The 12,869-nt window shown below is 64.8% G+C and carries 9 protein-coding genes; all 9 read left to right on the forward strand.

The genetic code is table 11. The features are described 5' to 3' along the window. Window positions 1-145 precede the first annotated feature (145 nt). The 9 genes from alg8 to ACZ5KU_RS26130 all read left to right on the forward strand — a co-directional run bounded on the left by alg8 (window position 146) and on the right by ACZ5KU_RS26130 (window position 12,854). The gene (gene alg8 / locus ACZ5KU_RS26090) at window positions 146-1,627 is read left to right on the forward strand and encodes a mannuronan synthase (RefSeq protein ID WP_464736454.1); all 1,482 of its coding nucleotides are present in this window, start codon (window positions 146-148) and stop codon (window positions 1,625-1,627) included. Between the two features lie 37 nt (window positions 1,628-1,664). Continuing rightward, window positions 1,665-2,843: an alginate biosynthesis protein Alg44 gene (locus ACZ5KU_RS26095; RefSeq protein WP_054057818.1), complete on the forward strand. Its 1,179-nt coding sequence runs from the start codon at window positions 1,665-1,667 to the stop codon at window positions 2,841-2,843. Window positions 2,844-2,852: 9 nt separating this feature from the next. Then, the gene (gene algK, locus ACZ5KU_RS26100) at window positions 2,853-4,256 is read left to right on the forward strand and encodes an alginate biosynthesis TPR repeat lipoprotein AlgK (RefSeq protein WP_054061709.1); all 1,404 of its coding nucleotides are present in this window, start codon (window positions 2,853-2,855) and stop codon (window positions 4,254-4,256) included. Next, window positions 4,253-5,737, forward strand: a complete 1,485-nt coding sequence (locus ACZ5KU_RS26105) for an alginate export family protein (RefSeq protein ID WP_054061710.1) — start codon at window positions 4,253-4,255, stop codon at window positions 5,735-5,737. The genes algK and ACZ5KU_RS26105 overlap by 4 nt, the downstream gene beginning before the upstream one ends. A 26-nt stretch (window positions 5,738-5,763) precedes the next feature. Further along, the gene (gene algG / locus ACZ5KU_RS26110) at window positions 5,764-7,353 is read left to right on the forward strand and encodes a mannuronan 5-epimerase AlgG (protein WP_192842766.1); all 1,590 of its coding nucleotides are present in this window, start codon (window positions 5,764-5,766) and stop codon (window positions 7,351-7,353) included. An 11-nt stretch (window positions 7,354-7,364) separates the two neighbouring features. Continuing rightward, the gene (locus ACZ5KU_RS26115) at window positions 7,365-8,798 is read left to right on the forward strand and encodes an alginate O-acetyltransferase (protein ID WP_464736455.1); all 1,434 of its coding nucleotides are present in this window, start codon (window positions 7,365-7,367) and stop codon (window positions 8,796-8,798) included. Window positions 8,799-8,809: 11 nt separating this feature from the next. Continuing rightward, on the forward strand, window positions 8,810-9,919 hold the full coding sequence (locus ACZ5KU_RS26120) for a mannuronate-specific alginate lyase (protein ID WP_301600503.1): 1,110 nt from the start codon (window positions 8,810-8,812) through the stop codon (window positions 9,917-9,919). A gap of 188 nt (window positions 9,920-10,107) precedes the next feature. Beyond that, entirely contained in the window at window positions 10,108-11,664 is a 1,557-nt protein-coding gene (locus tag ACZ5KU_RS26125) for an MBOAT family O-acyltransferase (RefSeq protein WP_054060204.1), read from the forward strand. 11 nt (window positions 11,665-11,675) lie between these two features. Then, the gene (locus ACZ5KU_RS26130; RefSeq protein WP_054060203.1) at window positions 11,676-12,854 is read left to right on the forward strand and encodes an alginate O-acetyltransferase; all 1,179 of its coding nucleotides are present in this window, start codon (window positions 11,676-11,678) and stop codon (window positions 12,852-12,854) included. The last annotated feature ends 15 nt before the right edge of the window (window positions 12,855-12,869 follow it).

Raw genomic sequence — 12,869 nt, forward strand, 5'->3', positions numbered from 1 at the left:
TTGATCGCCAGCAGGCCGGCCCCTCGGGTCCCTCCCCTCCCCGCGGGAGCCGGCTTGCTGACGATGGCGCCCCACCGGGCGCCTCGCCCCCAGGATTGCTAACGACCCCATCGGGCCTCGCCCGAGACACAGATGGATGCAGATTATGTACAGGCTGAAACATGGCCTCCTCCAGGCCGCCGGTTGGCTGTTCTACCTGACGTTGCTGATGGGCCTGGCCTCACTGCTGCCCACCTCGACCTTCGATGCCGAATCCAAGGACTTCATCTTCCTGATCGGTGCCGTGGGTATCTGGCGCTACTCCATGGGCGCCACCCATTTCGTGCGCGGGATGATCTTCCTCTACATCGTCTACCCGCACCTGCGGCGCAAACTGCGCAAGCTGGGCAAGGCCACGGACCCGTCCCACGTGTTCCTGATGGTCACCAGCTTTCGCATCGACGCCCACACCACCGCCCAGGTCTACCAATCGGTGATCCGCGAAGCCATCGACTGCGGCTTCCCCACCACCGTGGTCTGCTCGCTGGTGGAAATGTCCGATGAGTTGCTGGTCAAGAGCCTCTGGGCGCGGATGAACCCGCCGGAGCGCGTCACCCTCGACTTCGTCCGCATCGCCGGCACCGGCAAGCGCGACGGCCTGGCCTACGGATTCCGGGCGATCTCCCGTCACCTGCCGGACGAGCGTGCCGTGGTCGCGGTGATCGACGGCGACACCGTCCTCAGCGAAGGCGTGGTGCGCCGCACCGTGCCCTGGTTCCAGCTGTTCGACAACGTCGGCGGCCTGACCACCAACGAATTCTGCGAAGTGCGCGGCGGCTACATCATGAGCGAATGGCACAAGCTGCGCTTCGCCCAGCGCCACATCAACATGTGCTCCATGGCCCTGTCCAAGCGCGTACTGACCATGACCGGGCGCATGTCGGTATTCCGCGCCAGCGTGGTCACCGATGCCGGCTTCATCGCCGACGTCGAGAGCGACTCGCTGGAACACTGGCGCCTGGGCCGCTTCCGCTTCCTCACCGGTGACGACAAGTCCAGTTGGTACAGCCTGATGCGCCTGGGCTACGACACCTTCTACGTGCCCGACGCGGCGATCCATACCGTGGAGCACCCGCCGGAGAAGAGCTTCATCAAGTCCAGCCGCAAGCTGATGTACCGCTGGTACGGCAACAACCTGCGCCAGAACTCCCGCGCCCTGGGCCTGGGTATCCGCCGCCTCGGCCTGTTCACCAGCGTGGTGCTGTTCGACCAGCGCGTGTCGATGTGGACCTCGCTGCTGGGCCTGACCGTGGCGCTGATCGCCAGCTTCAAGTACGGCATCGAATTCATCCTCGCCTACCTGCTGTGGATCGGCATCACCCGCCTGATCCTGACGATCCTGCTGGCCTGCTCGGGCCACAGCATCGGCCCGGCCTACCCGGCGATCCTCTATTACAACCAGATCGTCGGCGCACTGATGAAGATCTACGTGTTCTTCCGCCTCGACCGCCAGTCCTGGACCCGCCAGGACACCAAACTGAGCCGCGACCTCGCCAGCTTTCAAGGTTGGTTCAACACCTGGTCGTCCCGGACCATGACCTTCTCCGCCGGCAGCATTTTCATCGCCGTGCTGATGACGATGGTCTGACCCGACTCGCCTGAATTAGCCAATGGAGCTTTAACTCATGAACTCTAAAGTCAACGCCAACGTCGTCCACGAATCCGAAGCCCAGCGCCAGCACGCCCGGGTGAAGATCCCGGCCAAGCTGCGTTTCTTCGGTAGCGCGGGCAAGCCCATGGAAGTGCCTGTGCACGACCTGTCCGCCGGCGGCCTGAGCTTCAACCTGCCGCCGCAGCAGCAACAGGAACTGACCCTCGGCGAGGTGTACAAGGGCCGTCTGATGTTCGTCATCGACAACCTCGGCCTGGGCATGGATGTCGAACTGCAGATCCGCGCCTACGACCGCCAGCACGGTCGCGTCGGCTGCCAGTTCCAGAACCTGGAACCCCAGGACATCGCCACCCTGCGCCACCTGATCACCTCGCACCTGGCCGGTGATATCGTCAGCATGGGCGACGTGCTCGCCACCCTGCAGCGCGACAACTTCACCAAGGCCCGGCGCAAGAAGGACGACGGCACCGGCCTGAGCCCGCTTGGCCGCCTGCGTGCGGTGACCTTCAGCGTCGGCGTGTTCGTCGTCGGCCTGGCGGCGTTCGGCTTCGTGCTCAAGTCGATCTACGGCATGTACTTCGTCAGCCACGCTCAGGCCGGCCTGGTCAGCGTGCCGGGGGTGAACGTCACCATGCCGCGCGACGGTACCGTGCAGAGCCTGCTCAAGGACGACGGCATCGCCGCCAAGGGCGCGCCACTGGCGAGCTTCAGCACCAGCATGCTCGACGTGCTCAAGGGCCACCTGGACGAAGACCAGCTGCAACCGGCCAAGGTCGAGGAACTGTTCGGCAAGCAGATGACCGGTACCCTGACCTCGCCGTGCGACTGCGTGGTCGCCCAGCAACTGGTCGCCAACGGTCAGTACGCCAGCAAGGGCGACGTGATCTTCCAGTTGGTGCCACGCAACAGCGTGGCCAACGTCGAGGCACGTTTCTCCTATCGCCAGTTCGGCGAAGTACGTCCCGGCACCCGCGTGAACTTCCAGGTCGCCGGCGAAGAGCAGGTGCGCCAGGGCCGGATCGTCAGCAGCTCCAGCCTGAAGAGCGACGACCTGTCCTCCGACATCCGCGTGCTGATCAAGCCGGATGAAAGCCTCGACAGCAGCCTCGCCGGCCGTCCGGTGGAAGTGCACAGCGACCGTGGCCCGAACCTCAACTGGCTGATCGACAAAGCCATGGCCGCCGGACTGTAAGCGGAGGACATGCCTGTGACGACCTTCAGACCCCTGCCCCTGACACTGGCCATGGCGATCGGCCTGGCCGGTTGCGCCGGTCTGCCCGACCAGCGCCTGGCCAACGAGGCGCTCAAGCGCGGCGACACCGCCCTGGCCGAGCAGAACTACCGCCAACTGGCGGACCTGGGCTACAGCGACGCACAGGTCGGCCTGGCCGATATCCAGGTGGAAAGCCGCGACCCGGCACAGATCCGTCAGGCCGAGGCGACCTACCGCGCCGCCGCCGACACCTCGCCCCGTGCCCAGGCCCGCCTGGGGCGCCTGCTGGTGGCCAAGCCCGGCGCGACCGAAGCCGAGCACCACGAGGCCGAGACCCTGCTGAAAAAGGCCTTCGCCAATGGTGAAGGCAACACCCTGATCGCCCTGGCGATGCTCTACCTGCAATTCCCGCAGAGCTTCCCCGAGGTCAACGCCCAGCGCCAGATCGACCAGTGGCGCAGCGCCGGCTACCCGGAAGCGGGGCTGGCCCAGGTCCTGCTCTATCGCACCCAGGGTACCTACGACCAGCACCTGGACGAGGTGGAGAAAATCTGCAAGGCCGCGCTCAACAGCACCGACATCTGCTACGTCGAGCTGGCCACCGTCTACCAGAAACGCGCCCAGCCGGACCAGCAGGCCGAACTGCTCAAGCAGTTGCAGGCCGCCTACAGCCGCGGTGCAGTCGGTGCCCAGCGGGTCGACAGCGTCGCCCGGGTACTGGCCGACTCGAGCCTCGGCCAGCCGGATACGAAAACCGCGCAGGCACTGCTCGAGAAGATCGCCCCCGGCTACCCGGCATCCTGGGTCAGCCTGGCGCAACTGCTCTACGACTACCCCGACCTGGGCAACGTCGACCAGATGATGGAGTACCTGAACAACGGTCGCGCCGCCGACCAGCCGCGGGCCGAACTGCTGCTGGGCAAGCTCTACTACGAAGGCAAGTGGGTGCCGGCGGACGCGAAACAGGCCGAGGCGCATTTCCAGAAAGCCGTCGGCCGCGAAGTCGCCGCCGACTACTACCTGGGGCAGATCTATCGCCGCGGCTACCTCGGCCAGGTCTACCCGCAGAAAGCCCTCGACCACCTGCTCAAGGCCGCCCGCAACGGCCAGAACAGCGCCGACTACGCCATTGCCCAACTGTTTTCCCAGGGTCGCGGGACCAAGCCCGACCCGCTCAACGCCTATGTCTTCGGCCAACTGGCAAAAACCCAGGACACGCCGCAAGCCAATGAGCTGGCCCAGCAACTCGACGAACAACTGCCGCCTGCCCAGCGCGCCGACGCCCAGCGCCTGTTGCAGCAGGAGCAGCGCCTGCGCGGCACCCTGAGCCGCAACGCGCTGGACCTGCAACAAGTCCTGCAGGAAGGCGACAGCGAGGAAAAGACCCTATGACTTTCAATCCTTTCGTGAAGGCCGGCATCGGCCTGAGCTTTGCCCTGGCCTGGTCCACGCCGACCCTGGCCGCCCTCACCGAAACCCAGAATTTCGGCCTGGAAGCGAAGATCACCGCGCAGTCGGAAGACGATCGCGACCTCGGCACCCTCAAGGGTGGCGACGCCAACGGCATCGGCCTCGACCTGCGCCCCTGGGTCTACGGCGAAAGCGGCAACTGGAGCGCCTACGCCATGGGCCAGGCGGTGACCGCCACCGACATCATCGAGACCGACACCCTGCAACAGGCCAATGGCGACCAGGAAAGCTCGAGCAACGACGCCCGCAAGCCGGACAAGAGCTACCTGGCCCTGCGTGAGTTCTGGGTCGGCTACAAGGGCTTCACGCCCTACCCCGGCGAGATCCTCAAGTTCGGTCGCCAGCGCCTGCGCAACGACGACGGACAGTGGCGCGACACCAATATCGAAGCGCTGAACTGGACCTTCGACACCACCCTGCTGCGCGCCAACCTGGGGACCGCCGAACGCTTCAGCGAATACCGCACCGACCTCACCGAACTCGCGCCCAAGGACAAGGACCGCCTGCACGTCTACGGCGACGTCGCCTACCAGTGGACCCCGGGCCAGTGGGTCGGCCTGCGCGCCCACCACAGCCACGACGACGGCAAGCTCGACTACCCGACCCCGGGTGTCGCCAGCGACCCGCTGGACAAGAAGGAAAACGGCAACCTGACCTGGCTCGGCCTGGAAGCCAACAGCGACGCCTACAACTTCCGCAACACCAACACGATCAACTACTGGGCCAGCCTGACCGGCATGAGCGGCCACCGCGATAGCGTCAACCCGCTCAACGCCGACGGTACCCGTCCGGCCGAAGCCAAGCGTGGCGACAGCGTCAACGGCTGGGCCACCGACCTCGGCGTGCGCCTGCGCCTGGACCCGAACTGGCAGGTCGGTGCCGCCTACGCCCGTGCCAGCGGTGACTACGAACAGAACGGCCTGGAAAGCAACCGCTCGAACTTCACCGGCACCCGCTCACGCATGCACCGCTTCGGCGAAGCCTTCCGTGGCGAACTGAACAACCTGCAGACCGCCACCCTGTTCGGCTCCTGGCAGCTGCGCGAGGACTACGACGCCAGCCTGGTCTACCACAAGTTCTGGCGTGTCGACGGCAACAAGGACGTCGGCAGCAACGGCATCAACGCCGCGCAGAACACCTATGACGACAGCACCGGCGCCCTGCTCTCCAGCACCTCGCTGCCGCTGCAGGACGGCAAGAAGGACATGGGCCAGGAGATGGATCTGGTGGTCACCAAGTACTTCAAGCAGGGCCTGCTGCCGGCAGCCCTGAGCCAGTCGATCGACGAGCCTTCGGCGCTGGTGCGCTTTCGCGGCGGCGTGTTCAAGCCGGGCAGCGCCTACGGCCACGACGTCGATTCCTACATGCACCGCGCATTCATCGACGTGATCTGGCGCTTCTGATGCCGGCCGCCAAGGGAGTTTCCAAGATGAATCAGATCGCCATGCAAGGTTCGCTCAGCGCTCTCGCTGCCGCCCTGTTGCTGGCCGGCAGCACGGCGTTCGCCAACGTCGAGAAGCCGGCCACCGCCAGCGGCCAGGCGCCGATCATTGCCAAGGAACTGCAACAGGCCAAGACCTATACCGTCAGCACCGCGCCGAGCGAACCGCTGCACCTGGAAAAGCCCAAGCTGCCGGACCTCGGCGGCTACACCGCCGAGGCCGTCGCGGCGAAGATCGTGCGCGGCCAGCCGGGCAAGATCAGCGTGCGCCGGATGATGCAGGAGGACGCCCTCAAGGACTTCATCGGCGGTGACAACAAGATGGCCGAATGGGTGGTGCGCCAGCACGGCATCCCCCAGGCGATCTTCATCGACGACGGTTACCTGAACCTCAAGGACCTGGTGAAGAAGCTGCCGGCCAAGTACATCAGCGAAACCTCGCCGGGCGTATTCCTGGCCAGGATTCCGATCGTGGTCGGGCGCAAGGGCATCCTCGAAATCGACGGTCAGACCCAGGAACTGCGGCTGTCCCAGGAAGGCGGCGCGTTCCTGGTCAACGACGGGCAACTGTTCGTGCGCGACACCAAGGTCACCGGCTGGCGCGAGGCCGACAACGGCCCGGCGACCTTCCGTTCGCCGAAGGAATTCCGTCCGTTCCTGCTGGCCTGGGGCGGCACCGAGACCTATATCGTCAACAGCACGATGGCCAGCTTCGGCTACTCCAACAGCAAGTCCTACGGTGTGAGTATTTCCCAGTACACGCCGAACATGGCCAAGGTGCTCAAGCGTCCCGAACCGACCGGCTGGATCATCGGTTCGCAATTCAGCGACATGTGGTACGGCTTCTACTGCTATGAAACCCGTGACTTCGTGCTCAAGGGCAATACCTATCGCGACAACATCGTCTACGGCATCGACCCCCACGACCGCTCGCACCGGCTGATCATCGCCGACAACACCGTGTACGGCACGAAGAAGAAGCACGGCATCATCATTTCCCGGGAAGTGAACGACAGCTTCATCTTCAACAACCGCAGCTACGACAACCACCTCTCGGGACTGGTGATCGACCGCAACAGCGTCAACAACCTGATCGCCTACAACGAGATCTACAAGAACCATACCGACGGCATCACCCTCTACGAGAGTGCCGACAACCTGATCTACGCCAACCGGCTGATCGGCAACAAGCGCCACGGCATCCGCATCCGCAACAGCGTCAACGTGCGCCTGTACGAGAACCTTTCGATGGCCAACGGCCTGACCGGCATCTACGGCCACATCAAGGACCTGAGCGACACCGACCGCGACATCAAGCTCGACCCGTTCGACGCCGAAGTCTCGCTGATCGTGGTCGGCGGCGAACTGGCCGGCAACGGCAGCGGCCCGCTGTCCATCGACTCGCCGCTGAGCCTGGAACTGTACCGGGTGTCGATGCTCGCCCCGGCCAAGAGCAGCGGCATCACCTTCACCGGCGTGCTGGGTGATCGCCAGGATGAAATTCTCGACCTGCTGGTGCGCCAGCAGAAAGCCGTGCTGATCGACCCCGTCGAACGCCAGACCGAAATGCGCGATTGAGGACGACCTTAATGAACCCACACCTGATCAAACTGCTCGGCCTCTCTGCCCTTGCCACCGCGATCCTCGCCGCCAGCGGCAACCTGCGGGCCGAGGAAGTGCAAGCGCCGAAATTCACCGCCGAGCCTTGCTGCAGCCTGTGCCCCGCGGCCCATGATGCAAAGAACTACGTGACCCGCTACCAGCAGAACTTCACCACCCTGGTCCAGGCCCAGGGCGACTGGCTGTTCCGTACCCAGGAAGACCTGCGTACCGAGTTCGACACCACGCCGGCCGGCTACAAGCGCCTGCAGCAACTGCACGATGCCTTCAAGAGCAAGGGCGTCGAACTGGTGGTGGTCTACCAGCCGACCCGTGGCCTGGTGAACCGCAACAAGCTGTTCCCCGCCGAGCGCGACAAGTTCGACTACCAGAAGGCCCTGCACAACTACCAGGCGATGCTCGGCCGCTTCGCGAAAATGGGCTACCACGTGCCCGACCTGTCGCCACTGACCAACGAGCAGCAGGCCCACGACTTCTACTTCCGTGGCGACCAGCACTGGACCCCGTACGGTGCCGAACGCACGGCGAAGATCGTCGCCGAGACGGTGAAAAAGGTCCCCGGCTTCGCCGACATCCCCCATCGCGAATTCGAGACCCACGTTTCCGGCCGCATGGGCAAGACCGGCACCCTGCACAACATGGCCGGCCAGCTGTGCGGCACCAGCTATGCGATCCAGTACATGGAACAGTTCGCCACCGAGCCCAAGGGTGAGGCAGCAGACGGCGACCTGTTCGGTGACGCCGGCGACCCGCAGATCACCCTGGTCGGCACCAGCCACAGTGGCAAGAACTACAATTTCGCCGGCTTTCTGCAGCAGTACATCGGTGCCGACATTCTCAACGTGGCCTTCCCCGGCGGCGGCCTGGACGGCTCGATGCTGCAATACCTGGGCAGCGAAGAGTTCCAGAAGAAACCACCGAAGATCCTCATCTGGGAGTTCTCGCCGCTCTACCGCCTGGACCAGGAAACCATCTACCGGCAGATGATGTCCCTGCTCGACAACGGCTGCGAAGGCAAGAACGCCGACATGAGTGCCAGCACCACGGTCAAGCCGGGCAAGAACGAGCTGCTGGTCAACAGCAACAACCGCGACCTGCGCAACAGCGGCCACCAGGTCGACATCCGTTTCGCCGACACCTCGGTGAAAACCCTGCAAGCCACCCTCTGGTACATGAACGGTCGCCACGAGGACATCAAGATCGAGAAACCGGAAACATCGGACACGGACGGACGTTTCGCCTTCGAACTGCGCACCGACGAGGACTGGGCCAACCAGAACCTGCTGGCCGTGGAAGTCCAGGGCCCGGAACCGGGCACCGCGCCCCAGAAGGTCGAGGCGAAGATCTGCAAACGCAACGTATTCCCCAGCGCCGAGCCCCACCGGGCCCAGGCCGGGTTATGAGGTGCCTGAAGATGACTATCCGCACACTGCTCGTTCCTTCCCTGCTGGGCCTGGCGATCGTCGCCGGCTCCGCCCAGGCGGCGGCGCCACTGCGTCCGCCGCAGGGTTACTTCGCCGCCGTCGACAAGGTCAAGAGCGGCGACAGCAGCGAGGGCTGCGAGGCCATGCCCCAGCCCTACACCGGCCAGTTGCAGTTCCGCAGCAAGTACGAGGGTTCCGACAAGGCCCGGGCGACCCTCAACGTGCAGTCGGAAAAGGCCTTTCGCGACAGCACCGCCGACATCACCAGCATGGAGCGCGGCACCAGCAAACAGGTGATGCAGTTCATGCGTGACGGCCGCCCGCAGGAGTTGAGCTGTACGCTGAACTGGCTGACCGCCTGGGCCCAGGCCGATGCGCTGACCTCCAGGGACTTCAACCACACCGGCAAGTCCATGCGCAAATGGGCGCTGGGCAGCATGGCCTCGTCCTACCTGCGCCTGAAGTTCTCCGACTCCCGTCCGCTGGCGACCCACCAGAAGGAGGCGCAGCAGATCGAGGCCTGGTTCGGCAAGCTGGCCGACCAGGTGGTCAGCGACTGGGACAACCTGCCGCTGGACAAGACCAACAACCACTCGTACTGGGCCGCCTGGGCGGTGATGGCAACCGCCATCGCCACCGACCGCCGTGACCTGTTCGACTGGGCGGTGAAGGAATACAAGGTCGGTGCCAACCAGGTCGACCCGCAGGGTTTCCTGCCCAACGAACTCAAGCGCCAGCAACGCGCCCTGGCCTACCACAACTATGCGCTGCCGCCGCTGGCGATGATCGCCAGCTTCGCCCTGGCCAACGGCGTCGACCTGCGCCAGGAAAACAACGCTGCCCTCAAGCGCCTCGGCGACCGGGTGCTGGCCGGCGTCCAGGACCCCAGCCAGTTCCAGGCCCGCAACGGCCGCGAGCAGGACATGACCGATCTCAAGGTCGACAGCAAATTCGCCTGGCTGGAGCCCTATTGCACGCTCTACACCTGCCCGGACGATGTGCTGCAGCGCAAGCACGGGATGCAGCCGTTCAAGGCCTTCCGCCTCGGCGGCGACCTGACCCGGGTCTACGACCCGGCGCACGAGAAGGGTAACCGCTAACGAACCCGATGGTGCCCACGCTCCGCGTGGGCACGCAGCCCGTGACGCCCTGAGTCACAAAGCGGACGCCCTGCGTCCTGAGAGGCGTTCCCACGCAAAGCGTGGGAACGATCGACGCCCCCCGGATTGCATGGGGGGTTTGGGGGGGCCTTGGCCCCGGACTGTTGATCAGACAAGGAGAGATCGGGATGGTCTTCTCATCCAACGTGTTCCTGTTCCTGTTCCTGCCGATCTTTCTCGGCTTGTACTACCTGAGCGGGCAACGCTATCGCAACCTGCTGTTGCTGGTCGCCAGCTACGTGTTCTACGCGTGGTGGCGGGTCGACTTCCTGGCGCTGTTCGCCGGCGTGACCCTGTGGAACTACTGGATCGGCCTGAAAGTCGGTGCCGCCGGCGTACGCAGCAAACCGGCCCAGCGCTGGCTGCTGCTGGGCGTGGCCGTCGACCTGGGCATCCTCGGCTACTTCAAGTACGCCAACTTCGGCGTCGACAGCCTGAACGCGATCATGACCTCGTTCGGTCTGGAACCGTTCATCCTGACCCACGTGCTGCTGCCGATCGGAATCTCGTTCTACATCTTCGAGTCCATCAGCTACATCATCGACGTGTACCGCGGCGACACCCCGGCGACCCGCAACCTGATCGACTTCGCGGCCTTCGTGGCGATCTTCCCGCACCTGATCGCCGGTCCCGTGCTGCGCTTTCGTGACCTGGCCGACCAGTTCAACCACCGCACCCACACCCTCGACAAGTTCTCCGAAGGTGCCACGCGGTTCATGCAGGGCTTCATCAAGAAGGTGTTCATCGCCGACACCCTGGCGGTGGTCGCCGACCACTGCTTCGCCCTGCAACATCCGACCACCGGCGATGCCTGGCTCGGCGCGCTGGCCTATACCGCGCAGTTGTACTTCGACTTCTCCGGCTATAGCGACATGGCCATCGGCCTGGGCCTGATGATGGGCTTCCGCTTCATGGAGAACTTCAAGCAGCCCTACATCAGCCAGTCGATCACCGAGTTCTGGCGGCGCTGGCACATCAGCCTGTCGACCTGGCTGCGCGACTACCTGTACATCACCCTCGGCGGTAACCGCCGCGGCACCCTGATCACCTACCGCAACCTGTTCCTGACCATGCTGCTGGGCGGCCTGTGGCACGGGGCGAACATCACCTACATCGTCTGGGGCGCCTGGCACGGCATGTGGCTGGCGATCGAAAAGGCCCTGGGCATCAACACCACCCCGCGCAGCCTCAACCCGATCCGCTGGGCCCTGACCTTCCTGCTGGTGATCATGGGCTGGGTGATCTTCCGTGCCGAGAACCTGCACGTGGCCGGCCGCATGTACGGTGCCATGTTCAGCTTCGGCGACTGGTCGCTGTCGGAACTCAACCGCGCCAGCCTCACCGGCCTGCAGGTGGCGACCCTGGTGGTGGCCTACGCGACCCTGGCGTTCTTCGGCCTGCGCGACCTGTACCGCGACCCGCCCGCCGCCAAGGCGAAAGGCAAGCCGGCCGATGGCCCGGCCAGCGCCCAACCCGGCCTGATCAAGGCCGCGCCCGGCGAGGCGGCCGGCAGCATCCATGAGCCCGGCTACACCGTCGGCGTCGAAGCCCAGGTGCAACCGGCCTACTGGGTCGCCGACTGGCCGCGCTACCTGATGCGCGCCCTGGTGCTGCTGCTGTTCATCGCCTCGATTCTCAAACTCTCGGCGCAGAGCTTCTCGCCGTTCCTCTACTTCCAGTTCTGAGGGAGCCGACCATGACCCGCTCATTACGCATCCTCTATATCGCGCTGTTCCTCGCCCTGCTGCTGGCGCTGGGCCTGTGGTCCCTGCGCGGCCTCATCGGCTTCAGCACCAACCCCGACGCCACGTTCCTCAACGGGCGCTGGGCCAAGGCCGTCGAGACCCGCTACGACGACGAGTTCCCGATCAAGCGCCTGGGCACCAACCTCTGGGCCGCGCTGGACTTCAAGCTGTTCAACGAAGGCCGTCCCGGCGTGGTACTGGGCCGTGACCAATGGCTCTACAGCGACGAGGAATTCAAGCCGACCGCCGGCCAGCAGCAGAACCTGCAAGACAACTACGCACTGGTCGAAGGCGTGCGCCAGACCCTCAAGGCCAAGGGCGTGAACCTGGTGATGGCGATCGTTCCGGCCAAGGTCCGGCTGTATCCGGAACACCTCGGCGACGAGCGTCCGGCCAGCATCCATGCCGACCTGTACCGTGACTTCCACGCCCGCGTCGCCGCCGGGCACATCCTCGCCCCCGACCTGCTCGGCCCGCTGCAGCAGGCCAAGCAGAACGGCCAGCAGGTATTTCTGCGCACCGACACCCACTGGACCCCGGACGGTGCCCAGGTCGCCGCGAACCAACTGGCCAACGCGATAGCCCAGGCCATGCCGCTCAGCGGCCAGCCGCAGCGCTTCGTCACCGAGGCCGGGAAGACCGAGGAACACAAGGGCGACCTGCGTCAGTTCCTGCCGCTGGACCCATTGTTCGAGAACCTGATGCCGGCCGAGGAGCCGCTGGAAAAACGTGTCACCCGTGCCGTCGACAGCGAGTCGGCCGGCGGCGACGCCCTGTTCGCCGACAACGAAGTGCCGGTGGCACTGATCGGCACCAGCTACAGCGCCAACCCGAAATGGAACTTCGTCGGCGCCCTGAAGCAGGCACTGCACAGCGACGTGGTCAATTACGCCGAGGACGGCCATGGACCCATCCTGCCGATGCTCGCCTACCTGAAAAGCGACGCCTTCAAGAACAACCCGCCACAGGTGCTGATCTGGGAATTCCCGGAGCGCTACCTGCCGGTCAACAACGAAATCGGCGATGCCGACCCGCAGTGGGTCGCGCAATTGAAAGCCGCGGGTATCCGCCAACAGAACCTGGTTCTGAACACAACCCGATCCGAGTCGCCTGCACAGGCGCAAAACTGAAAAAGAGGTATGCAC

The sequence above is a fragment of the Pseudomonas sp. Tof1 genome (assembly GCF_055390395.1).